General features: G+C 46.0%; 18 protein-coding genes. 2 read left to right on the top strand and 16 right to left on the bottom strand.

Features of this window, described 5'->3' with window-relative positions:
• The 11 genes from gatB to purF form a co-directional block, all read right to left on the bottom strand.
• On the bottom strand, nucleotides 1-1,440 hold the full coding sequence (gatB, locus tag MUB50_RS10725) for an Asp-tRNA(Asn)/Glu-tRNA(Gln) amidotransferase subunit GatB (RefSeq protein ID WP_118513734.1): 1,440 nt from the start codon (nucleotides 1,438-1,440) through the stop codon (nucleotides 1-3).
• Nucleotides 1,437-2,909, bottom strand: coding sequence for an Asp-tRNA(Asn)/Glu-tRNA(Gln) amidotransferase subunit GatA (gatA, locus tag MUB50_RS10720; RefSeq protein ID WP_118513736.1), 1,473 nt, complete (start codon nucleotides 2,907-2,909; stop codon nucleotides 1,437-1,439). Before gatA ends, gatB begins: the two co-directional genes overlap by 4 nt.
• 15 nt (nucleotides 2,910-2,924) lie before the next feature.
• Nucleotides 2,925-3,218, bottom strand: coding sequence for an Asp-tRNA(Asn)/Glu-tRNA(Gln) amidotransferase subunit GatC (gene gatC, locus MUB50_RS10715; RefSeq protein WP_110102034.1), 294 nt, complete (start codon nucleotides 3,216-3,218; stop codon nucleotides 2,925-2,927).
• Nucleotides 3,219-3,232: 14 nt separating this feature from the next.
• A complete protein-coding gene (aspS, locus tag MUB50_RS10710; RefSeq protein WP_022426749.1) occupies nucleotides 3,233-4,564 on the bottom strand; it encodes an aspartate--tRNA(Asn) ligase in 1,332 nt (443 codons plus the stop codon).
• Nucleotides 4,565-4,686: 122 nt separating this feature from the next.
• A complete protein-coding gene (locus MUB50_RS10705; RefSeq protein ID WP_118513738.1) occupies nucleotides 4,687-5,241 on the bottom strand; it encodes an ANTAR domain-containing response regulator in 555 nt (184 codons plus the stop codon).
• A gap of 38 nt (nucleotides 5,242-5,279) precedes the next feature.
• Complete coding sequence (gene glnA, locus MUB50_RS10700) at nucleotides 5,280-6,602, bottom strand: type I glutamate--ammonia ligase (RefSeq protein ID WP_244790941.1); 1,323 nt, start codon at nucleotides 6,600-6,602, stop codon at nucleotides 5,280-5,282.
• A 228-nt stretch (nucleotides 6,603-6,830) separates the two neighbouring features.
• Entirely contained in the window at nucleotides 6,831-8,318 is a 1,488-nt protein-coding gene (locus MUB50_RS10695) for a glutamate synthase subunit beta (RefSeq protein ID WP_244790938.1), read from the bottom strand.
• Between the two features lie 13 nt (nucleotides 8,319-8,331).
• A complete protein-coding gene (gene gltB / locus MUB50_RS10690) occupies nucleotides 8,332-12,885 on the bottom strand; it encodes a glutamate synthase large subunit (RefSeq protein WP_244790936.1) in 4,554 nt (1,517 codons plus the stop codon).
• Complete coding sequence (locus tag MUB50_RS10685; protein ID WP_022426745.1) at nucleotides 12,882-14,510, bottom strand: CTP synthase; 1,629 nt, start codon at nucleotides 14,508-14,510, stop codon at nucleotides 12,882-12,884. The genes gltB and MUB50_RS10685 overlap by 4 nt, the downstream gene beginning before the upstream one ends.
• A 469-nt stretch (nucleotides 14,511-14,979) precedes the next feature.
• A complete protein-coding gene (locus tag MUB50_RS10680) occupies nucleotides 14,980-15,204 on the bottom strand; it encodes an HPr family phosphocarrier protein (protein WP_118062619.1) in 225 nt (74 codons plus the stop codon).
• 287 nt (nucleotides 15,205-15,491) lie between these two features.
• Nucleotides 15,492-16,886, bottom strand: a complete 1,395-nt coding sequence (gene purF / locus MUB50_RS10675) for an amidophosphoribosyltransferase (protein ID WP_118513750.1) — start codon at nucleotides 16,884-16,886, stop codon at nucleotides 15,492-15,494.
• A gap of 377 nt (nucleotides 16,887-17,263) precedes the next feature.
• Here purF and MUB50_RS10670 point away from each other — a divergent pair, with 377 nt between their 5' ends.
• Both MUB50_RS10670 and MUB50_RS10665 read left to right on the top strand, forming a co-directional pair.
• Nucleotides 17,264-19,366, top strand: a complete 2,103-nt coding sequence (locus tag MUB50_RS10670; RefSeq protein WP_118513752.1) for a glutamine synthetase III family protein — start codon at nucleotides 17,264-17,266, stop codon at nucleotides 19,364-19,366.
• Between the two features lie 290 nt (nucleotides 19,367-19,656).
• Nucleotides 19,657-21,381 carry an ammonium transporter gene (locus tag MUB50_RS10665; RefSeq protein ID WP_244790934.1) on the top strand — a complete coding sequence of 575 codons (1,725 nt, stop codon included), beginning with the start codon at nucleotides 19,657-19,659 and terminating at the stop codon, nucleotides 21,379-21,381.
• A gap of 209 nt (nucleotides 21,382-21,590) precedes the next feature.
• Here MUB50_RS10665 and MUB50_RS10660 read toward each other — a convergent pair whose 3' ends face one another.
• The 5 genes from MUB50_RS10660 to nadA all read right to left on the bottom strand — a co-directional run bounded on the left by MUB50_RS10660 (nucleotide 21,591) and on the right by nadA (nucleotide 26,357).
• Entirely contained in the window at nucleotides 21,591-22,241 is a 651-nt protein-coding gene (locus tag MUB50_RS10660; RefSeq protein WP_118513796.1) for a trimeric intracellular cation channel family protein, read from the bottom strand.
• Nucleotides 22,242-22,458: 217 nt separating this feature from the next.
• Nucleotides 22,459-22,971 carry a transcription repressor NadR gene (locus tag MUB50_RS10655; RefSeq protein ID WP_118513756.1) on the bottom strand — a complete coding sequence of 171 codons (513 nt, stop codon included), beginning with the start codon at nucleotides 22,969-22,971 and terminating at the stop codon, nucleotides 22,459-22,461.
• A gap of 192 nt (nucleotides 22,972-23,163) precedes the next feature.
• The gene (gene nadC, locus MUB50_RS10650; protein WP_244790932.1) at nucleotides 23,164-24,018 is read right to left on the bottom strand and encodes a carboxylating nicotinate-nucleotide diphosphorylase; all 855 of its coding nucleotides are present in this window, start codon (nucleotides 24,016-24,018) and stop codon (nucleotides 23,164-23,166) included.
• A 101-nt stretch (nucleotides 24,019-24,119) separates the two neighbouring features.
• Nucleotides 24,120-25,379: an FAD-binding protein gene (locus tag MUB50_RS10645; RefSeq protein WP_118513760.1), complete on the bottom strand. Its 1,260-nt coding sequence runs from the start codon at nucleotides 25,377-25,379 to the stop codon at nucleotides 24,120-24,122.
• A gap of 72 nt (nucleotides 25,380-25,451) precedes the next feature.
• Nucleotides 25,452-26,357: a quinolinate synthase NadA gene (gene nadA, locus MUB50_RS10640; protein ID WP_021651119.1), complete on the bottom strand. Its 906-nt coding sequence runs from the start codon at nucleotides 26,355-26,357 to the stop codon at nucleotides 25,452-25,454.
• Between the last annotated feature and the right edge of the window lie 300 nt (nucleotides 26,358-26,657).

The following is a 26,657-nucleotide window of genomic DNA, read 5'->3' as shown; positions in this document are numbered from 1 at the left end:
TTATCTCCTTCTCTCAATTTCCTCTGCCAGTGCTTTTCTGACGCTGTCAGGATTTGCCTTGCCTTTCAGCTCTCTCATCAGCTGTCCTACGAAAAATCCCATAACCTTGTCCTTGCCGCCCAGAAGTTCAGCCAGCGGTCCGGGGTTTGCGTCTACGATCTTTTTCACAGTTTCGGTGAGAAGGCCTGTATCTTCTACGATCTTAAGACCATTCTCTTCTATATATACAACCGGATCAATATCCTCGTCAAACACTTTTTCAAATACTTTCTTGGCATTCTGTGCGCTGACCTCTTTTTTCTCCACCATGGAAAGAAGGTCTGCCAGATGCTTCGGGGTAAAGCTTACCTTTTCCAGATCAAGGCCCTTGTCCTTTGTCAGGCGGAGAACCTCCACCATAAACCAGTTTGCCACCTTTTTCGGGTTTCCGAGAAGAACTGCTGTCTCCTCAAAAAGTCCTGCCAGATGTCTGGATTCGGTCAGGATCCCTGCATCATAAGCCGGAAGCTCATACTCCTTCTGATAACGTTCCATCTTGGCTTCACGAAGCTCCGGAATGGAAGTACGCAGCTCTTCGATCCATGCATCGGAAATGTGGATCGGCGGAAGATCCGGATCCGGGAAGTAACGGTAATCCTTTGCATCCTCCTTGGAACGCATAGCATGGGAAGACTCTTTGTTATCGTCCCATCTTCTTGTCTCCTGCACAACGGCTCTTCCTTCTTCCAGAAGCTCGATCTGACGTTCTCTCTCTCCCTCGATTGCTCTCGCAATAGCCTTGAAGGAGTTCAGGTTCTTCATCTCCGTTCTTGTTCCGAAGGTCTCACTTCCCACCTCACGGACGGAAAGATTGACATCGGCACGCATGGAACCCTCCTGGAGCTTGCAGTCAGAAACTCCAAGATACTGCATGGTGCAGCGGAGCTTTTCCAGATATGCGATGACCTCCTCGGAGCTTCTCATATCCGGCTCAGATACGATCTCGATCAGCGGTACCCCGCTTCGATTGTAATCCACCAGTGAGCAGTCTTCCCACTCATCATGGATCAGCTTACCGGCATCCTCCTCCATATGCATCTCATGGATGCGTACGGTCTTTTTTCCTGCGGAAGTCTCGATCTCAACAGCTCCGTCATAGCAGATCGGCAGATACAGCTGAGAGATCTGATAGTTCTGGGGGTTATCCGGGTAAAAATAGTTCTTACGGTCAAACTTACAGTACTGATGGATATGACAGTTTGCTGCAAGACCTGCCTTGATGGCAAACTCTACCACTTTTTTGTTGAGGACCGGAAGAGAGCCCGGCATACCGGTGCAAACCGGGCAGGTATGTGTATTTGGTGCGCCTCCGAATTCTGTGGAGCATCCGCAGAAGATCTTTGTTTTTGTGGCAAGCTCCACATGCACCTCAAGTCCTATGACTGTCTCATACTGTTTCATGCCTTTTTTCCCCCTTCCATTGCCGTTCCGAAATCACCGCGTTTTTTCTCATAGGCGTGTGCTGCGCGGAACAGGTTGTTTTCTTTGAAGCAGTCACCGATCATCTGGATCCCGATTGGAAGTCCTGCTGCGTCCTTTCCGCATGGAACTGTGATTCCGGGAAGTCCGCACAGGTTTACTGCTACCGTATAAATATCGCCAAGATACATGGCAAGAGGATCTTTCAGGCTCTCTCCCAGCTTCGGCGCCGTAAAGGGTGATGCCGGAGCAAGAAGAACGTCATATTTTGAAAAGGCCTGGTCAAATTCCTTTTTGATAAGGGCTTTTGTACGAAGTGCTTTCAGATAGTAAGCATCATAGTAACCGGAGCTTAACACAAAGGAGCCAAGCATGATACGGCGCTTTACTTCCTCGCCGAAGCCTTCGGTTCTTGTCTTCTTGTACATATCGTGAAGTCCCTCGTACTCTTTTGCACGGAAGCCGTACTTCACACCGTCAAAGCGCTCCAGGTTCGAGCTGGCCTCTGCACTGGCAATAATGTAGTAGGCAGGGATCATATATTCTGTTGTCTTCATGGAGAAAAATTCCACCACAGCGCCCATCTCGGTAAGGTCCTTCAGCGTATTCATAAAGGCCTCTTTTACCTCCGGGTTCAGTCCCTCTGAGAGATATTCCTTCGGCACACCGAATTTCATTCCCACGATCTTATCTGTCATAGAAGCGGAAAAGTCAAGATCCTCTCTCTTCATGGAGGTGCTGTCCTTGGCATCGTGTCCGGCGATGATCTCAAGAAGTGCCGCACAGTCCGCAACATCCTTTCCCACCGGTCCGATCTGATCCAGAGAGGATGCATAGGCAACCAGTCCGTAACGGGATACCGTTCCGTAGGTCGGTTTGATTCCGGTAACACCGCAGTAGGAGCTTGGCTGACGGATGGAACCGCCGGTATCAGAACCCAGTGCCAGGTAAGTCTCTCCTGCTGCCACTGCCGCACAGGAGCCGCCGGAGGAGCCGCCCGGAACATGCTCCAGATCCCACGGGTTTCTGGTGACACCGTAAGCAGATGTCTCTGTGGTACTTCCCATGGCGAACTCATCCATGTTTGTCTTTCCGGTGATCACAAGACCTGCCTGTTCCAGACGGTCAATAACCTCGGCATTGTACTGCGGCACAAAATTCTCAAGGATCTTCGATGCACAGGTAGTTGTTTTTCCCTTGATGCAGATATTGTCCTTAATTGCAACAGGCACACCGGCAAGAGGTCCGGTATAGGTTCCGTCCTCAATGCCCTTCTGTACCTTTTTTGCTCTTGCATAGGCTTCTTTTTTGTAAGTATCAAGATAAGCGTGGACCTTGTCCTCTTTTGCCTCGATCTGATCAAAAACGTATTTCACACCGTCCAGGACGCTTATCTGATGCTGTTTGATCTTTTCCGCAAGCTGTAATGCGGTTAATTTTCCCAAATCCATGTCCTGTCTCCTGTCTTATCCAATTGTTTTCGGAACCTGATACTGGTTTTCTTTCTGCTTCGGTGCATTGGCAAGCATTGCCTCATGATTGTCTCCGTTTGTCACAATATCTTCACGGAATACGTTTTCGTCCTCAAAAATATGTGACATGGGCTCTACGGAAGAGGTGTCAAGCTCGTCCAGCTTGTCTACATAGTCCAGCATCTTCTGCATATCTTCTTTTGCTTTTTCCTTTTCATCCTCTGTCAGAGAAAGCTTCGCAAGGATGCAGACATTTTCCATTGTTTCATCATCGATTATCTTTGCCATCTTTTTTCTCCTTATTACGGCTCAAGTCTGTTCATATCACGCGGGAACAGACAAGTCTCACGAACATTTTCTTCTCCGAGGATCTGCATGGTAAGACGTTCCAGCCCGATTCCAAGTCCTCCATGAGGCGGCATTCCATGCTTGAAGGTATCCAGATACTGCTCCATACCCTCTTCATCCATACCACGGGCTGCGATCTTATCCTTCAGCATCTGATAATCATGGATACGCTGTCCGCCTGTAGTTACCTCAAGTCCCTTGAACAGAAGGTCAAAGCTTAATGTAAATTTCTCATCTGACGGATCATCCATTGCGTAGAACGGACGCTTCTTAGACGGATAATGTGTGACAAAAACAAAATCAGCATCATATTCTTCTTTAAAATATCTTCCGATCAGCGCTTCTTCCTCCGGCTCCAGATCATATGGATTGCGGATCTTACGTTTATATTTTTCAGCTACCAGCTCTTTGGCCTTGTCAAAACGTACTGCCGGGATCTTGTCCACCTTCGGAAGCTCCACCTTCAGAATGGAAAGCTCATGGGCGTAGTCTTTCTTAAGAAGCTCTACTGCGTACTGGAGAAATCCGGTTTCCATCTCCATGATATCCTCAAATCCGTTGATATAGCCCATCTCAAAATCAAGGCTTGTATATTCATTCAGATGACGTTTTGTGTTATGCTTCTCTGCACGGAATACAGGGCCTGTCTCAAATACACGGTCAAAAACGCCTACCATCATCTGTTTATAAAACTGCGGGCTCTGTGCCAGAACAGCCGGTTTATGGAAATAGCTCAGCTTGAACAGGTTTGCACCACCCTCTGCACCTCTGGCTCCGATCTTCGGTGTGTGGATCTCGGTGAACCCCTTCTCATAGAGGTAATCACGAAATGCCCGCACCAGAGCCTCCTGGATCTTGAATTTTGCACGCTCCTGCACATTACGCAGAGCAATAGGACGATAATTCAGCTTTGCCTCCAGGGAAGTATTCAGCTTCCATTTGTCGATGGCCAGCGGAAGAGGCTCTGCAGGTGAGGAAAGGATCTCCACATGGCTGATGCGGAGCTCTCTTCCGTGAGGCGCTCTTTCTTCCTCATGAAGAGTTCCTGTGAGGCGCACACACATCGCCTCCTTCAGATCATGAATGGAAACATTTGTCTTGTCGTTTTCATATACGGTCTGAAAAAGCCCTTCTTTTTTTCGGAGTATCACAAATGCCACGTCCCCCATATTACGGATGCTGTGTATTGCACCTTCCACTGTCGCTTCCTGGTCTTTCATGCTCTCGGAAAGAAGCACATCCCAGGCACATTCTCTAGTCTTACAGATTCCATCCATAAATTCCATTCCCTCATCCTCCAATTCAAAGTAGTTTCACCGAATCAGGAAATTCCCTGCGGAATTTTCCCCGATCCGGTGTGATATCAGGCATTCAGCGCAGATCATTTCTGTCCGCTCTGTTGTTTTTTTTACACAGAATCATATAAAAGCATCAGAACCATCTGGGCTGTCTCCACCATATTAGTCCCGGAATCCATACTGCATTTCTGGATATAGCGGTATGCGTCATCCTCGCTCAGGTGATTTCTTTCCATTAAAAGCATCTTTGCATTTGAAATATAATTCTGTTCTTTCCATGAACGCTGCTTCGGCTTTTTCTTATCTTTTTTCCAGCGCCTTTCGATCTGGGAAAGCATCATGCTCACCGTATTTACCAGATCTCCGGCTTTCAGAGGCATTCCCACGCATAAAATGGTGGTTGGTGCCTCACTGATCACTCCCTGAGAGGCCATAAGCAGCATTTCAAAATAATCCGGCATATAGTCCAGAAGATCACGATAGTACATATCCTGAAGATGATAGCCGCAAAGCAGAACGCCGCCATCAAGCTCCGAGATACTGGCAAGGGCATTTGCACCTGAATTGCATACTGCCGCAACCGTGAATCCATATCGGTTAAGGACTGTGCGGATCTTTTTTGCATCTTCTATTTTCGGTAATGCAATCACGATACTCGTGTTCATAAGCCGCCACTCCCTTTCGTCCCATTATGCCTCGTTCATCAGATCCGATACAGATACTCCTCGATCTCCCAGTCGGAAATCTCCTGGGAATAACGCAGCCACTCTTTTCTCTTGGCCTGCGCATACTGTTCGCAGAAAGTCTCCCCAAGGATTTCTTTCATCCAGCTGCTGTCCTCAAACAGCGTGATCGCTTCCCGCAGGTTCTCCGGTAAATTCTCGATACCCTGTTCCTTCTGATCCGACTCGGAAAGAGAACGGTCAGAAGCTTTTGTAGGATATATCTTCTTCTGGATTCCATCCAGGCCCGCTGCCAGGCATACCGCAAAAACAAGGTATGGGTTGGATGCAGCATCCGGGCTTCGAAGCTCGATCCTGGTATCAGCACCATTGACTCTCGGGATCCTTACCAGTGAATTCTGGTTATTTCTCGTCCAGGTCAGTTCTGTAGGCGCATCAAATCCAGGCACAAGACGCTTATAGGAATTTACAAGCGGATTGGTGATCAGAGTCATCTCACGGCTGTGAGCCAGAAGACCTCCGATAAAATAGTATGCCTCTTCACTTAATCTGGACGGATCCTCCGGATCCGCGAAAATATTTTTTCCATTTTTAAACAGCGAAAAATGGATATGCATGGCTGAACCGTTTACTTCCCGTCTTGGCTTCGGCATAAATGTCGCATGAAGTCCATGACGTTTGGCTACAGTTCTTACTGCCATCTTAAAGGTCATAACTTCGTCTGCCATCTCACGTGCTTCTCCGTAATGAAGGGCGATCTCATGCTGTGCAGGTGCTGTCTCATGATGAGAGGATTCCACCTCAAATCCCATATCCTCAAGAGTCAGTACCATGTCACGTCTTGCATTTTCGCCTAAGTCCACCGGACTTACATCCAGATATCCGGCCTTTTCGTGAGAAACCGTTGTAGGCATTCCGTTATCATCAATATGAAACAGGAAAAACTCGCATTCCGGGTCAACATAGCAGGTATAGCCTGCCTCTTCTGCTGCCTGCGCTGTTTTTTTCAGAATGTATCTGGAGCTCATCTCATGCTCTGATCCGTCTGCACGGCGCATATCGCAGATCAGTCTTGCAACCTTTCCCTGCTGAGGACGCCATGGGAGAATTGAAAAGGTATCATAGTCCGGATACAGGATCAGATCCGGCTCCTTTTCCCCCACAATGCCCGCAATATGAGAGCCATATACAACGCACTGGTTATCCAGGGCTCTTGGAAGCTCTCTTGCTGTGATCGCAATATTTTTCAGAGTTCCAAACATATCTGTAAACTGGAGGCGGATGAACTCTACGTCTTCCTCCTCTGCCATTGCAAGAATCTCTTCTCTGGTATAATTCCCCATAGTATTCTCTCCTTTATTTCCTCATCACACAAAATAATTACCCTCAAAATCAGAAAAAGGGTGCACTTCAGAGAGCTTTCGCTCCTGAAGAACACCCTTGTTCATGGACGTAATTATAGCAATCGGTCAATTCTTTGTCAACCATTTTTTAAAAGGGGCAAAAGTTCAAAAGCTTTATCGCGGAAACACGAACAGTTTTTTGATCTTTTGCCCCTGGTATCTGTTATTTTACTGTAAATATGAATAGCTCATCAGTGATTCATCCACTGCTTTCGCAGCCTCACGTCCTTCATGGATCGCCCATACTACAAGAGACTGTCCACGATGCATATCACCTGCTGTGAATACACGGTCTACGCTTGTTGCATACTGCTCCGGTTTTGTTTCCACATTGGTTCTTGGTGTAAGCGCTACACGGAAGGCATCTGTCACATATTTCTCACTGCCAAGGAAGCCGGCCGCAATAAGGACCACATCTGCAGGGATCACTTCCTCACTGCCTTCAACCGGTACCATATTGAATCTTCCGGTCTTTTCATCCTTTACACTTTTCAGTTTTACGATCTTGGCCTTGCAGACATTTCCTTTTTTGTCCTTAATAAACTCGGTAACGGTTGTCTGATAGATCCGAGGATCATGGCCGAATACTGCAATAGCCTCTTCCTGGCCGTAATCGGTTTTCAGGACCTTCGGCCATTCCGGCCATGGATTGGAAGGAGTTCTTGCTGCAGGAGGCTGCGGCATCATCTCAAGCTGTGTTACAGATTTCGCACCCAGACGGATGGATGTTCCCACACAGTCATTACCGGTATCGCCACCGCCGATGACCAGAACATTTTTGCCCTTTGCAAGCTCATATGGGAATTTTGCAAAATCTGTATCCAGAAGACTTTTTGTTACCTGCTTCAGGAAATCCACTGCAAAGTAAATTCCCTTGGCATCTCTTCCCGGAACCTTGATATCTCTCGGATGAGAAGCTCCGCAGCAGAGAAGGACACGGTCATAATCCTTCAGAAGCTGTTCTGCAGTGATGTCAACACCAACATTGATATTGGTAACAAATTTCACGCCCTCCTCTTCCATCAGCTTCAGTCTGCGGTCAATGACCTTTTTCTCCAGTTTCATGTTCGGAATGCCGTAGCGGAGAAGTCCTCCGATACGGTCGTTTCTCTCAAATACAGTTACGCTGTGGCCACGGCGGTTCAGCTGCTGTGCTGCTGCCAGTCCGGAAGGTCCGCTTCCGATAACTGCGATCGTCTTTCCTGTACGGACAGGCGGAATCTGCGGTTTTACCCATCCTTCTGCATAGGCAGTCTCAATGATCGCTTTCTCATTCTCCTTTGTGCTGACCGGATCTCCGTTCAGGTTGCAGGTACATGCCGCCTCACAGAGCGCCGGACACACTCTGGATGTGAACTCCGGAAAACTGTGCGTCTTGTTCAGACGAAGGAATGCCTGTTTCCAGTTTCCTGTGTATACAAGATCGTTGGTCTCCGGAACCAGGTTGTGAAGCGGACAGCCGGAAGCCATTCCGCCGATCATCATACCTGCCTGACAGAAGGGAACGCCGCAGGCCATGCAGCGTGCTCCCTGAAGTTTCTGTTTTTCTTTATTTAACGGAATACGAAATTCGTTGAAATTCTGAATACGTTCCTTTGGCGGCAAAACCTTTGCCGTTTCTCTTTTATAATCTAAAAATCCAGTTGGCTTTCCCATTTCCTCATCCTCCTTAATGTTTCACGCCGATGCTCTCATAGAACGCTTCCATCTGTGCCTGCTGGCTGGTCAGACCTTTTTCTTCCAGCTTTGCACTTAATGTGATCATTCTCTTGTACTCATCCGGAATGAGTTTTTTGAAGTGAGGCAGATAGGAATCAAAATCAGCCAGCACCTTCTTACCGATCTCGGAGCCTGTTGCTTCCACATGAGCCTCGATAAGATCACGAAGCTCTTTTTTATCATATTTATTATCCACTTTTTCAATGGAGATCATTGCTTTATTGAGGTTCTTGTAAAGAACGTTATCCACATCAAGGACATAAGCGATACCACCGCTCATACCTGCTGCAAAGTTCTTTCCTGTTTTTCCAAGAACTACCACACGGCCACCTGTCATGTACTCGCAGCCATGCTCACCAACACCCTCAACAACTGCAACCGCACCGGAGTTACGTACTGCAAAACGCTCACCGGCAACACCGTTGATAAATGCAGTTCCGCTGGTCGCACCATAGAGTGCCACGTTTCCGACGATGATGTTCTCTTCAGCCTTGTATCCGGCCTTCTCCGGAACCTTAACGATCAGCTTTCCACCGGAAAGACCTTTTCCGAAGTAGTCGTTGCTGTCACCGGTCAGTTTCAATGTCAGTCCTTTCGGGATAAAGGCACCGAAGCTCTGTCCGCCTGCACCTGTACAGTTTACAGTTACCGTATCCTCCGGAAGTCCATTCTTATGATTTCTTGTGATCTCAGATCCGAGGATGGTACCAAATGCACGGTCTGTATTGGTAACGTTTACATCAACAGAAACTTTCTCACCCTTCTGGATCGCCGGTGCACATTTCCTGACCAGAACTTTTTCATCCAGAGTTTTCTCAAGATTGAAATTGTATACAGCCTTCGGATCAAAGGTTACTTTGCCCTTTCCTGCATATGGGTTATTCAGGATGGCACTTAAGTCAACCTTACCCTTATGCGGCTCCTGCACACTGTCAGAAACTGTAAGAAGGTCTGTACGACCTACCATCTCATCAATGGTGGCAATACCAAGACGTGCCATGTACTCTCTCAGCTCCTGTGCGATAAAGCGCATGAAGTTCTCCACATACTCCGGTTTTCCGCGGAATCTCTTACGAAGCTCCGGGTTCTGTGTAGCCACACCTACCGGACAGGTATCCAGATTGCAGACTCTCATCATCACGCAGCCCATCGTTACAAGCGGCGCTGTTGCAAAACCGAATTCCTCTGCACCGAGAAGTGCTGCAATGGCAACGTCACGGCCGCTCATCAGCTTACCGTCTGTCTCGATACGTACACGGTTACGAAGTCCGTTCATGATCAGCGTCTGATGTGTTTCTGCAAGTCCAAGCTCCCATGGAAGTCCTGCATTATGGATAGAGCTTCTTGGCGCTGCTCCTGTACCTCCGTCATATCCGGAGATCAGAACAGTCTGTGCTCCAGCCTTTGCAACACCGGCTGCAACCGTACCAACACCCGCCTCAGAAACCAGCTTTACGGAAATATCCGCATATTTATTGGCGTTTTTCAGGTCATAGATCAGCTCTGCCAGATCCTCGATAGAGTAGATATCATGATGTGGCGGCGGAGAGATCAGGCTGACTCCCGGTGTGGAATGACGGGTTTTTGCGATCCACGGATATACCTTCTTTGCAGGAAGATGTCCGCCCTCACCCGGCTTTGCCCCCTGTGCCATCTTGATCTGGATCTCTCTTGCGGAAACCAGATAACGGCTGGTAACGCCGAAACGTCCGCTGGCTACCTGTTTGATTGCTGAGCAGCGGTCATTGTCTGTTCCTGCAGAATCCAGACGCTCATCGCTTTCACCACCCTCACCGGTATTGGATTTTCCATGGAGATGGTTCATGGCAATAGCCAGTGTCTCATGTGCTTCCTGGGAAATAGAACCGTAGGACATGGCACCTGTCTTAAATCGTTTTACAATGTCCTCAACACTCTCAACCTGGTCGATCGGAATAGGCTCCTTGGCAAACTTGAAGTCCAGAAGACCTCTTAAGTTTCCATGTCCCTCGTCATCTACCAGCTTTGTATATTCCTTGAACATCTCATAGCTGCCCTGTTTTGTGGACTGCTGGAGAAGATGAATGGTACGTGGGTTATATTTGTGCTCCTCACCCTGGCTTCTCATCTTATGGGCACCTACGCTGTCCAGTGTAAGATCTGTGGCAAGTCCAAGGGGATCAAATGCCTCAGAATGAAGTTTTTCTACATTATCCTCGATATCTTCCAGTGTGATTCCGCCTACACGGCTTACGGTTCCTGTAAAGTAACGGTCGATCACATCCTGGGAAATTCCGATTGCTTCAAAGATCTGAGATCCCTGATAGGACTGGATAGTGGAAATACCCATCTTGGAAGCGATCTTTACGATACCGCTGATCACCGCATGATTGTAATCATCAACAGCTGCGTAATAGTCCTTATCCAGCATATGTGTATCGATCAGCTCATGGATCGTATCCAGTGCCAGATACGGATTGACTGCACTTGCACCATATCCAAGAAGTGTTGCGAAATGATGTACCTCTCTCGGCTCACCGGACTCCAGGATCAGGGCAAGGGAAGTGCTCTTCTTTGTTTTTACAAGATGCTGATGTACTGCGGAAACCGCCAGCAGGGACGGGATCGGCATATGGTTCTCATCCACGCCGCGGTCAGAAAGAACCAGGATGTTTGCTCCCTCACGGAAGGCTTTGTCTACCTCTACGAACAGACGGTCAATGGCACGTTCGAGCTTTGTGCTCTTATAATATAAGGTAGAAATGGTCACAACCTTGAAGCCGTCCTTTTTCATATTCTTGATTTTCAGCATATCGGTGTTGGTCAGGATCGGGTTGTTGATCTTCAGCACCTGACAGTTCTCCGGCTTCTGGATCAGGAGATTTCCGTCTTTACCTACATATACACTTGTAGAAGTAACGATCTCTTCACGGATCGCATCGATCGGCGGGTTTGTTACCTGGGCAAAAAGCTGCTTGAAGTAATCGAACAGCGGATAATGTTCCCTGGAAAATACTGCAAGGGGAGTATCATGTCCCATGGCTCCGATGCTTTCTGAGCCGTTTAATGCCATATTTCTGATTGAAGTACGATACTGCTCATAAGTATATCCGAAAGCTTTCTGAAGGCGTGCTCTCTCTTCCGGAGTGTATTCGACAACTCTTTGATTCGGGATCTTGATATCACGAAGCTGTACCAGATTGCTGTCCAGCCACTCACCATAAGGCTGTTTTTTCGCATATTTTTCTTTGAGCTCATTGTCATCGATGACACGACCCTGAACGGTATCAACCAGGAGCATTTTTCCCGGATGAAGACGTTCTTTTAATACGATCTTCTCCTCATCCACAGGAAGAACACCAACCTCGGAGGAAAGGATCATATAGCCATCAGATGTGATATAGTATCTGGATGGACGAAGACCGTTTCTGTCAAGAACTGCTCCCATCACATCGCCATCTGAGAACAGAATGGACGCAGGGCCGTCCCATGGCTCCATCATGGTCGCATAGTACTGATAAAAATCTCTCTTCTCCTGAGAGATCGTATCGTTGTTTGCCCACGGCTCCGGAATTGTGATCATCACTGCAAGTGGAAGATCCATTCCACTCATAACCAGGAATTCCAGGGTATTGTCAAGCATTGCGGAGTCAGAACCATTGCGGTTAACTACAGGAAGGACCTTGTGCAGCTCATCCTTCAGATACGGAGACTCCATATTTTCCTCACGCGCAAGCATTTTATCGGCATTTCCGCGGATCGTGTTGATCTCACCGTTATGTACGATGAAACGGTTCGGATGTGCTCTCTCCCAGCTTGGATTCGTGTTGGTACTGAAACGGGAATGTACCACTGCAATGGCAGACTCGTAATCCTGGCTCTGAAGATCGCCAAAGAAGGTACGGAGCTGTCCTACCAGGAACATACCTTTGTATACGATGGTACGGCTGTTCATGGAAACCACGTAAGTATTATCATTACTCTGTTCAAATTCACGACGTGCGATGTAAAGCATACGGTCAAAAGCAAGACCTTTTTCCACATCCTCCGGCTTTTTAACAAATGCCTGCATGATGCACGGCATGCACTCTTTCGCTTTATGACCGAGAACCTCCGGGAAAACCGGCACTGTACGCCATCCCAGAAGTTCCAGACCCTCTTTTTCCACGATGATCTCGAACATCTTCTTTGCCTGGGCACGTTTGATCTCCTGCTGCGGGAAAAAGAGCTGGGCTACACCATATTCTCTCTCTCCGCCGATATCAAAGCCTTCTTTTTTACAGACCTTCTTAAAAAATTTGTGGGAGATCTGAAGAAGGATACCGACACCATCACCGGTTTTTCCTTCTGCATCCTTACCAGCACGATGCTCAAGATTCTCTACGATCTTAAGAGCATTGGCAACTGTATCATGTGTTTTCTTTCCTTTTATATTAACAACGGCTCCGATACCGCAGTTATCATGTTCAAATTCAGGGCGGTAGAGGCCCTGCTGCTGATTTGCCACTTCTCTCATTTTTCTCATCCTTTCATTGCAGCTTCTTCTGCCGTCTTTTTATCAACTGCCGCCTGCACAAATCCACGGAACAGCGGATGTGCATGGTTTGGTCTGGATTTAAATTCCGGATGTCCCTGTGTTCCCACAAAGAACGGATGTCCGGCAATTTCGATCATCTCAACAATGTGAGCATCCGGGGATGTTCCTACAATGGACATTCCCTTTTCGTCCAGTTCCTTACGGAATGCGTTGTTTACCTCATAACGATGTCTGTGACGTTCCTGGATCTCTTTCTTTCCAAAAAGCTCATAGGATCTGGAACCTTCTGCAAGCACACACGGATAGCTTCCAAGACGAAGGGTTCCTCCAAGATCTTCCACATCCTCCTGATCCGGCATCAGGGCAATGACCGGATGTGTTGTTTCCGGTGCCAGCTCAATACTGTTGGCATCTTCATATCCAAGCACATGGCGGGCAAATTCCACAATAGCCATCTGCATTCCCAGGCAGATCCCGAGGTATGGGATCTTATGAACTCTTGCATACTGTGCCGCAAGGATCATTCCTTCTGTACCACGGTTTCCGAATCCTCCCGGAACCAGGATTCCATCTACAGAATGGAGAGTCTGATCCAGATTTTTTTCATTGAGCTCTTCGGAGTCCACCCAGGTGATATCAACCTTTGCACGGCAAGAGATCCCGCCATGCTTCAGTGCTTCCACAACACTCAGGTATGCATCATGAAGCTGTGTATATTTACCAACCATGGCAATCTTCACAGTTTTATCCGGATGGCGGAGATTTTCTACCATATTTTCCCAGTCTGTAAGATCCGGTTTGCGATTCTCCAGTCTTAAGCTCTGCAGTACTACGTCTGCAAGCTTTTCTCTCTCCATTGCAAGAGGAGCTTCATATAAATATTCCACATCCAGGTTCTGAAGCACATTGCTTACAGGCACATTACAGAACAGGGCAATCTTTCCACGGATATCCTCGGTAAGAGGATACTCACTTCTGCATACCAGAACATCCGGCTGGATCCCCATTCCCTGAAGTTCTTTTACACTGGCCTGGGTGGGTTTGGTCTTCATCTCTCCGGAAGCACGAAGATATGGGATCAGAGTTACATGGATAAGGATCGCATTGTCATGTCCCACATCATGCTGGAATTGACGGATGGATTCAAGGAATGGCTGGCTCTCAATATCACCGACTGTACCGCCAACCTCAATGATCGCAATTCTGTCTTCGTCTGCGGATTTTGCTCTGTAAAAACGGCTCTTGATCTCGTTGGTGATATGCGGGATCACCTGAACGGTACCACCGCCGAAATCGCCATGACGCTCTTTCTGGAGAACAGACCAGTAAATCTTACCGGTTGTCACATTGGAATTTTTATCAAGGCTTTCATCAATGAAACGCTCATAATGTCCAAGGTCAAGATCTGTCTCTGTACCGTCATCGGTTACAAAAACCTCTCCATGCTGAATGGGATTCATAGTTCCCGGGTCGATATTGATGTAGGGATCAAATTTCTGCATAGTCACCTGATACCCTCTGGCTTTCAGAAGGCGCCCAAGAGACGCTGCTGTAATTCCTTTTCCCAGACCGGAAACAACTCCACCCGTTACAAAAACATACTTTACTGCCATCTTCGATTTCCTCCTCCATTTTGTGTTCCACAACAAAAAGGCGTCCGGAACAGATTTCAAGGGGTGAGAATTCCCCTGTGGTATCCGTTCCTGACGCCTTTGTCAGTTATCTTTCATATAAAATATGGTTTACTATAAACTATTTTTTTTTATTTGTCAATAACTGATTTGTTACTGTTCACTCCGTTCTCAGCAACACGCTTCGCGATGCACAGAATTTATGCTAATCGCATAAATTCGCGCGGTATGTCTCGGGTTTTCTGTGACCTTCGCTCACAAAAAACACCTCGCGGAATATTACCAGTGAACAGTAACACTGATTTTTCATATAGTCTGCGGAATTTCTTCCTATGAAATGGTTGTAAAGAAAAAAGCAGACGCCTGCCAGGGATTTCCATCTGATCTCCCGTCTCTGCAGTCACGTCTGCCTTTTATTTTTATGATATCTTATCTGTCTCTGCACTGTCTGTCAGGCAACTGCATATTTCTGAAGGAAGCAGTTAAACTCATGATTCTCTCCATGACAGGTTACTGTAAGAACCTTAGTCAGATCCATGCTGAGGATTCCAAGAATAGATTTTGCATCAATTAAAATTCTGTTATATGAAATATCTACATCAAAATCACATTTACTTGCAGCCTTAACAAATTCTTTAACATCCTCTGTCGCATTCAATCTAATTTTTTTAGACATAAATATCATCCTCTCTTTTATCTCGGCAAAAACCCGGCCTTATTTCGACCGCGCTATTTTCCTGTATTTTCCAGACCAGCGGTCTTTTCTTATCTGGTCGTCCCACATTATGTCTCATATTGTCAGATTTGTCAAGTTGATGTTTTTTATCGTTTTTAAGAGTCCATCTATAAAAACCCGGATTTTGCATAACAAAATCCGGGTTTTTATATGTTTATTGTGTAGTTTTCACATTTTTGTTTTTCAATCCATTATTTTTTACTGTGAGATTAATTCCACATAGTTTATTAATCCTGTTTGATTTCTGCCGGTATTTCCATCGGATAATTGCCATCAAAACATGCTTTGCACAGCGGAAGTCCGCCTGCCATGCCTTCCAGATAATCGATCTGCATATAACCTAGGGAGTCTGCACCGATCATCTTACGGATTTCTTCCGTGCTGTGCTGTGCTGCGATCAGCTGGTCATTGGACGGCACATCGGTACCAAAATAACAGGGATGTAAAAATGGCGGGGAGCTGATACGTACATGGACTTCTTTTGCTCCTGCTTCTTTCAGCATGTGGATCAGATTGGCAATGGTAGTTCCGCGGACAATGGAATCATCCACCAGAACAATTCTCTTCCCCTTAACTACGGATTCCAGAACGCTCAGTTTCAAATGGACACTGGACTCTCGCTCCTGCTGTGTAGGCTTGATAAAGGTTCTTCCAATGTAACTATTCTTATAGAATGCAAAGCCAAACGGGATTCCGGATTCCTCAGAATAGCCTTTTGCTGCCGGAAGTCCGGATTCCGGTACACCGGTTACCAGATCCGCTTCTACCGGATAGGATTTTGCAAGAGATTTTCCTCCACGGATCCTTGCATCATAGATTTTCACGCCATCCATGGTGCTGTCCAGTCTTGCAAAATAAATATATTCAAAAACACAATGAGCATGCTTTTTCTTCTCAGTCAGTTTGCTGGATTTCAGTCCGTTCTTGGTGATCGTGACGATCTCACCCGGTTCAATATCACGGATAAATTCCGCCCCTACAGATGTCAGCGCACAGCTTTCAGATGCAAGGACATAGGCATTATCTCTTTTTCCAAGACAGAGGGGTTTCAATCCGTAAGGATCACGAGCACCGATCAGCTTCCGAGGGCTCATGATCACAAGAGCATATCCTCCACGTATCTTCTCTACGGTTTTATGTACTGCTTCCTCTACAGTGGCAGAATGCACACGTTCCCTTGCAATATGGAACGCGATAACCTCTGAGTCGGTAGTTGTATGGAAAATTGCGCCTGTCTGGATCAGCTCCCATTTCAAAGCTTCTGTATTAACCAGATTTCCGTTGTGCGCAAGTGCCAGACTTCCCTTGATATAAGAAAGTACCAGCGGCTGTGCATTCTCTGCAACAGATTCTCCGGTTGTGGAATAACGAACATGCCCGATTCCGATATCACCATTCATATTATGTACAACATCTTTTCGCAAAACTTCGCTTACCAGTCCGAGATTTTTATGGAACTGTACGTTTCCTCTTTCTCCGTCCGTCCTTGAAACGGCCATTCCGCAGGACTCCTGTCCCCTGTGCTGCAGCGAAGTAAGACCATAATAAATAGATGGTGCAATATTCCCTCCATCCAGATCATAAATCCCGAATACGCCACATTCTTCCTTTACTCCTGACATATTTTCCTCCATCTGTTCTTTCCGTGTTGTGTGTCTTGGTTACTGGTCAAAAAGCTCTTTCTATAGAAATCAATGACTTTTCAACTGTATAACTACGATATCAGATTATAATAAAAAGACAAGATTTGTCAACCCTGCCTATTTTCCGACAGTCCCATCGCTCCGGTCGATTTTTTAGATTTTTTCCAAAAAGCTCTTGACATTATTTTATTTTGGTGTATACTGCATCACATAAAGCAAAGGCGCTTTGGATACGACAAGTATCTGAAGCGCTTTTTTTGTTTTCGGTCCGTTTATACCCGGCTCTTCCGGCGGCGGCCCTTATAAAATAATTAAAAATTATAATGAATGAGTGAAATCGAAAGGAGTGTACCTATATGGCACAGAGTATCCCTGAAATGTATGGCAGCCTTGTATTCAATGACAAAGTGATGCGAAGTAAACTGCCAAAGGACATGTACAAAGCATTAAAGAAAACAATTGAAAACGGAACTCATCTGGAACTGGATGTTGCAAATTCCGTAGCAGTTGCAATGAAAGAGTGGGCTACTGAAAATGGTGCGACACATTACACACACTGGTTCCAGCCGATGACAAACGTAACTGCTGAGAAGCATGACAGCTTCATCTCTCCTACAGGTGACGGACAGGTGATTATGGATTTCTCCGGTAAAGAGCTGGTAAAAGGTGAGCCGGATGCATCCAGCTTCCCGTCAGGCGGACTTCGTGCTACTTTTGAAGCAAGAGGATATACAGCATGGGATCCTACTTCACCTGCATTCATCAAAGATAAAACTCTTTACATTCCTACTGCATTCTGTTCCTACAGCGGAGAGGCACTGGATAAGAAAACTCCTCTTCTTCGTTCCATGGATGTTCTGAACAAAGAAGCGGTTCGTATCCTTCACATCCTCGGAAACAAAGAGGTCCGTCACATCGACACAACCGTAGGACCTGAGCAGGAATACTTCCTGGTTGACAAGGATCTTTACAAGAAGAGAAAAGACCTGATCTTCTGCGGCCGTACTCTTCTGGGCGCTTCTGCACCAAAAGGACAGGAAATGGAAGATCATTACTTCGGAGCCCTGAAACCTCGCGTTGCTGCTTACATGCATGATCTTGACGAAGAGCTCTGGAAGCTTGGCATTCCGGCCAAAACAAAACATAACGAGGTTGCTCCTGCACAGCACGAACTGGCTCCTGTATTTGATACCACAAATGTTGCTGTTGACCACAACCAGCTGACCATGGAGATCATGAAGAAGGTTGCCGACAAGCACAACATGGTCTGCCTCCTTCACGAGAAACCATTTGAGGGAATCAACGGAAGCGGTAAACACAACAACTGGTCCATGAGCACAGACACAGGTGTAAACCTTCTTGATCCGGGAAAAACACCGGCAGAGAATACACAGTTCCTGGTATTCCTGGTAGCTGTCATCAAAGCCGTTGACGATTATGCCGATCTTCTCCGCGTATCTGTTGCAAGCGCCGGAAACGATCATCGTCTCGGAGCAAACGAGGCACCGCCTGCGATCGTATCCATCTTCCTTGGAGATGAGCTGACAGACGTACTGAAATCTATTGAAAACGATACCTTCTTCAGCAATAAGCATGCGGTACAGATGGATATCGGAGCAAAGGTACTTCCGCACTTCATAAAGGATACCACAGACAGAAACCGTACTTCACCATTTGCATTTACCGGAAACAAATTTGAGTTCCGTATGCTTGGTTCTGCAGCATCTGTTGCAAACCCGAACATCGTACTGAATACCGCTGTTGCAGAGGTTCTTGCAGAATTCAGCGCGTCTCTTAAGGATGTTCCGGAAGAAGAAATGGAAAGCGCAGTACATGCACTTCTTAAGAAGACCATTGAAGAGCATAAACGCATCATCTTTAACGGAAACGGCTATACAGACGAATGGGTTGAAGAAGCTGAGAAACGTGGTCTCTACAATCTTAAAACAACTCCGGATGCACTTCCGCATTTCATTGCTGAGAAGAACATTGAGCTGTTTACAAAGCATGGCATTTTTACAAGGGAAGAGCTCTTCTCCCGTTACGATATCTGGCTTGAGAACTATTACAAGACCATCAATATCGAATCCAACACTCTGGCTGAGATGATCCAGAAGCAGGTAATTCCTTCTGTATATACATATGTTGAAAAGCTTGCAGATACTGCAGCTGCTAAGAAATCCGTAGTAGCTGATATTTCTGTAGCAAGTGAAGCTGCTCTGATCTCCAAACTGAGTACACTTGCAGACACCATGGCAAAGGATCTGGAAACTCTGAAGGCAGATACAGCAAAAGCTCTTGCTTCTTCTGACGATGTGCTTGCATGCTCTAAGGCTTATCAGGAAACTGTTCTGGAAGATATGGAAGTTTTAAGAAAATCTGCTGATGAGGCAGAGGCTCTGATCCCGGATGAGTTACTTCCATATCCGACCTACGACGAGCTGTTATTCTCAATCTGATCACGGATATCAGATAAAAATTTCATACGGTAAATACGGGGGATATCCCTTATGAACTCTACTTCATAATTCATTATCGATTTCCTCATCCATTAATCACACGATACAGATATCCCCTGTTTTACATATACCTATTTTGATTTCGTAAAGGCGCGGAAGAGAATTTCCTCTCTCCTGCGCTTTTTCGTTATACTGATGCTGGATAGATTCTGTCTTTTTTCTGTCCGGTATTATAAATAATCTTTCCATATATAATAGGAAAGAAAAAAATTGGGAAAGGAAGTGTTACTATGTATTCTTCAGTAAACACAACTTGGGTCCTCGTCGGCGCAGCACTGGTCTTCTTCATGCAGGCTGGATTCGCAATGGTCGAAACAGGATTCACAAGAGCAAAAAACGCAGGTAATATCATTATGAAAAACCTGATGGACTTCTGTATCGGTACACCGGTCTTCTGGCTGGTTGGATTTGGCATCATGTTCGGTGCAGGAAACGGTTTCTTCGGCAAGATCGGCGGAATCGCCTCAGAGGCAAACTACGGAAACGCAATGCTTCCGGATGGAGTTCCTTTCTGGGCATTTCTCATCTTCCAGACTGTATTCTGCGCTACCTCTGCTACCATCGTATCCGGTGCCATGGCAGAGCGTACCAAGTTCATCTCCTACTGTATCTACAGTTTGCTGATCAGTCTCGTTGTATATCCGGTATCCGGTCACTGGATCTGGGGCGGCGGATTTATCAGCCAGATGGGATTTCATGATTTTGCAGGTTCCTGTGCTGTTCATATGGTTGGTGGTGTTGCTGCACTCATCGGTGCCATCATCCTCGGACCTCGTATCGGAAAATATTCCAAATCCGGTAAATCCAGAGCGATCCCGGGACACAACCTTACTGTTGGTGCGCTTGGTGTATTCATCCTCTGGTTCTGCTGGTTCGGTTTCAACGGTGCATCTACTGTCAGCATGGAAGGCGACGCCATTGTAAGCGCCGGAAAAATCTTCGTAACAACAAACCTTGCCGCTGCTGTCGCTACTGTAACAGTCATGCTGATCACATGGATCCGCTACAAAAAACCGGATGTTTCCATGTCCCTGAACGGTTCTCTTGCAGGACTGGTAGCCATCACCGCAGGCTGCGATACCGTATCTCCTACATCTGCAGCTATCATCGGAATCCTCGCCGGATTCATTGTAGTATTTGGTATTGAATTTATTGATAAAGTTCTCAAAATTGATGACCCGGTTGGTGCTGTTGGCGTTCACGGTCTTAACGGTGCTTTCGGAACTCTTGCTGTAGGTCTTTTCTCCGACGGTGCAGGTACCGGATGGAAAGGTCTTCTCACAGGCGGTGGTTTCCATGGCTTCGGTGTTCAGTTTATTGGTATGGCTATCACGATCGCATGGGTTGCTGTTACTATGACAATCATCTTCCAGGTGATCAAACACACTATCGGACTTCGTGTTTCCGCTGAGGAAGAGATCGCAGGTCTGGATATGAAAGAGCATGGCCTCGCAAGTGCATACGATGGATTCTTTGTACAGGATACCATGACAAAGGCTCCGACTCCAATGGGAACTTCCGTAAAAGCCCCTGTTGTAAAACATGCTCCTTCTGCTCCTGCTGAATCTGTTCCTGAGATTCCTGCAGACGGCGTACACAAACTGACAAAGGTTGTTATCATCACACGTCAGAACAAGCTGGATGAGTTTATGCAGGCTATGAACGAGATCGGCGTAACCGGTATCACTATCACAAACGTTATGGGATGTGGTGTTCAGAAGGGTGCTCCAACCTACTATCGTGGTGTTGAGCTTGACATGAACCTCCGTCCGAAGGTTAAGATTGAGATCGTTGTAAGTCTCGTACCGGTTCAGAAGGTTATTGATACTGCCAAAGAAGTTCTTCATACCGGTCAGATCGGTGATGGTAAAGTCTTCGTTTACGATATCGAAAACGTTGTCAAAATCCGTACCGGCGAGGAAGGTTTCCTGGCTCTGCAGGATACAGACGCATAATCCTCTTATGATCAAAACAGATAAGATTTTTCTACGCAATATAAACCAAATATAAGATAAAAAGCTCCGGAACATTATTCCTTAAATGATCCGGAGCTTTTCATATATCCATTCCTGTTATCCGGCAGCAGTCCTTCATTATTTCAAACGGCTGCCTCATCTGACCATGCAGATCGGGTATCTGCATTTCGATATCAACATTTCTTTTTTTATTCTCTCCTCAGTCTCGGCAGATTCCACCGGTAATGTGCCGCCAGATACCGGATCAGGATCACTACTATCGTTCCGATCACCATGGCAGGCACTCCTCCCCACAGCCTGTATGTCCAGACACAGGCAATAGCCCCTACAATGGATGCACAGGCATAAATATGGCGCACAAAAATATATGGCGGTACTCCTGCCATCATATCACGGATCAGACCGCCTCCAACTCCTGTAACAGTCCCAAGAAATACAAGAAAAAATATTCTTCCCATATATCCCTGGGAAATCCCCTTATCAACACCCATAACGGTAAATACGCCAAGTCCAACCGTATCCATCACCAGCATCACCTTATCATAGACCAGCCGGTTCCCGCCTTCCAGAAGCTCCTGTTTCCAGTACATCACTGCAAAAACAATACAGGACGTCACTGTTGCCACAATGGTATACAGCGGATTCTGAAACATTCCCGGTGGCACGATTCCCAGAATAATATCCCTGGTAGCTCCACCTCCCACTGCAGTTACCACGCCAAGAACGCAGACCCCGAAAATATCCATTCCTCTCTGTGCTCCCACCATAGCTCCGGAAGCAGCAAACGCAATAGTTCCTGCCATCTCCAGCATAAATGTAAACATACTCTGATAATCCATTTTCCCCTCCATACATGTCCGACCGTATTTTTTCTCACCCTCATATCTGCATCCTGTTTTCCCTGTCTGTACATTTCCACAGGGTGCACATTTCCGCAGGGTACAAGAAGGAACCCTGCCGTGCAGGATTCCTTCTCCTATTTTCGTGATCACTATATTTTCATATTAACAGAATTTTCTCATTCTGTATATCTTTTCTTTTTGTTTCAGACTTCTGCTATTCTGCTTCGATCAGAAATCCTCGCCGTTTCAGCATATCCTGAATCATATCCAGGATTTCCTCGGATTCTGCTTCTACTTTATGATAATGATAATCAGATGTGATATTCTTCAGAGGACTGGACTTGCCGCTTCGGATATCCTCCATAAAATTCTCAACCTGGCGTCTGGAACTGATATTCAGTTCTGCCTCGATATGTCCGTAAATTCTGTGATTCACCATTACGTTGATCACTTTTCCGCCAAGATCCACAATCCCGCAAAGCTCGTTCTCCAGATCCGCATCTGTATGATGCACCTTGAATATCCGGCTCACAGTATGGGGAGCAGTAAAAATATATCCTCTGTTGGTGGAGATCACGTCATTCCCCTCCGCGCGTATCAACGCAATATCCTGCACGATCACCTGTCTGCTGACCTGAAATGTTCTGGCCAAAGCACTTCCTGAGACCGGCCGGTCACTATTTTTAATTTGATCCATGATCGCTGTCCTGCGTTCTGAACCAGTCATTTAAGTTCCCCTTTCCTGGCTGTGCCTGTACTTTTTGTTCCGGTACCTCTCTCCTTCATTCTCGCAATATCTCCCACCCGGTTCAGATATTACCTGTTATGCATCTGCTTCCGACAATTCTCGCTTCTTTTTTTCTGATATTCCGGATATTTCCTGTCACAGCACTCGGTATTTTGCAAAATTCTGTGATCTTCAGGAAAGCGGATGAAGATTCTTAAGCGAAATATCAAGGATCGGTGCGGAATGTGTTAATGCACCACTTGATACATAGTCTACACCAACATCCCTGATCTTTGCAATATTTTCTTTTGTAACATTTCCGGAACATTCTGTTTTCGCTCTTCCGTCAATGAGTTTTACTGCTTCTTTCATCATTTCCGGAGTCATATTGTCAAGCATGATGATATCAGCGCCGGCCTCAACAGCTTCTTTTACCTGATCAAGAGTTTCTACCTCAACTTCAATCTTACGGACAAAAGGAGCGTACTCCTGCGCCATTTTTACAGCATTCGCAACACTTCCTGCTGCTCCGATGTGATTGTCTTTCAGCAGAACTCCATCAGAAAGATTATATCTGTGGTTCTGTCCACCGCCTACGCGAACTGCATATTTCTCAAAAATGCGCATATTCGGCGTTGTTTTTCTGGTATCCAGCAAAGTGATCCCTGTTCCCTCAAGAAGAGACGCAACAGAATGTGTGTACGTTGCGATTCCGCTCATTCTCTGCAGATAATTCAGTGCCACACGCTCGCCGGAAAGAAGCACGCGGATATCTCCGGCAACTTTTCCCATTTTCTGGCCTTTTTTTACCTCATCACCATCTTTACAGAACAGCTCTACTTTTGTATCAGCATCCAGAAGCGTAAATACACGGCTGAAGATTTCCAGTCCCGCAATGATTCCATCCTCTTTACAGATCAGATCTACCTCTCCCGGAACTGCTTCTTTCATAACAGAGTTTGTGGTAACGTCTTCGCTTGAAATATCTTCCTTTAAAGCCTCCAGGATCAGGTGATCTACCTGAAGTGTCATTGTAATTTTATTCATTTTACAATACCTTCTCTTTCTTAATTATCATAGCAGCCCCGTTCTCCAAAGCAAGGCTGCTCCTGTTTTTCATAATACGGATATTTATATTCCGGCTGCATTTATGCCGCACCTGCAGTACTTTTCTTTTCTGCGGAGATTGCTTTGGCTGCACGTTTTGCAAATACAAGACTTTCCAGCAGGGAATTACTTGCCAATCTGTTCGCGCCATGTACACCGTTGCAGCTGGTCTCTCCCACTGCATAAAGCTGATCCATGCTGGTCTTGCTGTCAGAATCTACCCAGATACCGCCCATGAAATAATGCTGGGCAGGAACAACAGGGATGCATTCTTTTGTCACATCATAGCCTTCTTCCAGGCATCTCTGATAAATATTCGGAAAATGATTCAGGATCGTATCTTTATCAATATTTTCCATGGAAAGCCATACATGGTCTGTTCCTTCTTTTTTCATTTCTTCCCGGATCGCATTTGTTACTACATCTCTTGGAAGAAGTTCATTGACAAAACGCTCTTTTTTGCTGTTATAAAGTACTGCACCTTCTCCGCGGACCGATTCTGAGATCAGGAATCTGCGGCCTGGTCTCTTGGAATACAGCGTTGTCGGATGGATCTGCACATAATCCAGATGTTCCAGACGCACATTATGTTTTTTTGCAATATCAAGAGCATCCCCTGTAAGATGCGGATAATTGGTGGAATGCGCATATCTTCCTCCGATTCCACCGCTTGCCAGAATTGTATCCTGTGCATAGATTTCTACCTGAATCTCTCCGCCTGGCTGGATTTCCTCCTGGATCTTCACCGCATTTCCAGCTTCCATTGCTTTCAGACGATCTCTGTTACCTTCCGCGGAAACAGCCTTTAAGCCTGCACATTTGCCATTTTCCACAAGAATATCCTGCATGGTAGTATATTCCAGAATTGTTACATTATCAAGCTTCAGCACCTGCTGGAGAAGCTTTTCGGAAATTTCTTTTCCTGTGATATCTTCATGATAAAGAATCCTCGGCCTGGAATGTGCACCTTCTCTTGTATAGGCAAAATCATCTCCATCCATCTTGAAATCCACACCATATCCAACAAGGTCATTAATGATGTCCCTGGAGCCTCGGATCATAATGTCTACCGACTCTTTTCTGTTTTCGTAATGTCCTGCCTTCATGGTATCTTCAAAATAACTGTCGTAATCATTTTCATCACGGAGCACACAGATTCCACCCTGCGCCAGGAAAGAATCGCTGCTTCTCATATCCTCTTTTGTGATGATCACGATCTTTTTGTCCCGTGGAAGCTTCAATGCACTAAACATGCCTGCAACACCTGTTCCTACGATCACTACGTCTGTTTTAATTCTCATTGCTTTTCGCCTCTCTGTCTTGATTTCTCTTTTCAGCCAACTCAGACAAATCTTTATAAAAATGTGTTTTCTTTATTTTGCCAGTTCCAGCATCCGCTCCAGCGGTCTCTTCGCGTTTTCACGTGTCTCGTCTGTTACATGAACCTCATTCTCCCCGGTTTTCAGAACGTGGAGGACTTTTTCCAGAAATACTTTTTTCATGTTTTTGCAGACCGGAACCGTTTCTGTGAAGTAGAATTTTTTATCCGGGCAGGTAGTTTCCAGCTTGTACTGAACGCCGCATTCTGTGCAGATGATAAATTCTTTGTTGTCACTTTCCTGTGCGTATTTGATGATCCCCGATGTACTTCCGATGTAATCAGCCTGTTTCAGAACTGTCTGAGGACATTCCGGATGTGCCAGAACCAGTGCATCCGGGTGCGCTTCTTTTGCTGCTTTTACTTCTTCCGGATCCATAAATTCATGGACAATACAGAAACCTTCGTTATAAATAAAGTTCTTCTCAGGAACCTGTTCTGCAATAAAATGTGCAAGGTTTCTGTCCGGGATAAAAAAGATGTTTTTGTTCGGAAGCGCTTTTACGATCTTTACTGCATTTGCGGAAGTAACACATACATCAGAAAGCTCCTTCAATGCAGCTGTGGAATTAATGTAACAGACAACTGCCACATCATCATATTCCTCCCGCACCTTGCGGATGCCTTCTTCTGTTGCCATATGAGCCATCGGACAGTCTGCATCCATGGCAGGCATCAGAACAGTTTTATCCGGACTTAAGATCTTCGCGCTCTCTCCCATAAATCCTACTCCACAGAACACGATCGTCTTCTCTTTCGCGCTGGCAGCGATCTTGCTGAGATAAAAGGAATCTCCTATATAGTCAGCTACATCCTGCACTTCCGGACGCACATAGTAGTGTGCAAGGATGATGGCATCTTTTTCTTTTTTTAATTTCTGGATTTCTTCTGCAACTGTCATTATCTTTCACCTTTCCTGCAGGATTTCTTTTTTTGAATTCCTGCTTTTGCTGTACTAGTCTTTATTATGCAGATGCTTCTGATCTGCTTTTTAATTATCATGCAACTTTTTTCAAAACATCTTACACATAATACCACAGTACTTTACATGTGACAAGACAGTTGTTTGATATATGTAAAGTTTTTTTATAAAGAAAGGCATCAAAAACACGGTTTCCACAATGAAACTTTCATCCTGAAAACCGTGTTTCTGCACGCGTTCATTATTTTATCAGTCTTTTTCACCGTTCTGCGTACTGTC

It is taken from the genome of Blautia sp. NSJ-140 (assembly GCF_022868965.1).
Classification (GTDB): Bacteria; Bacillota; Clostridia; order Lachnospirales; family Lachnospiraceae; genus Blautia_A.
The sequence above is the reverse complement of the archived record's forward strand: the minus strand, read 5'-3'. Positions and strand labels throughout refer to the sequence as shown.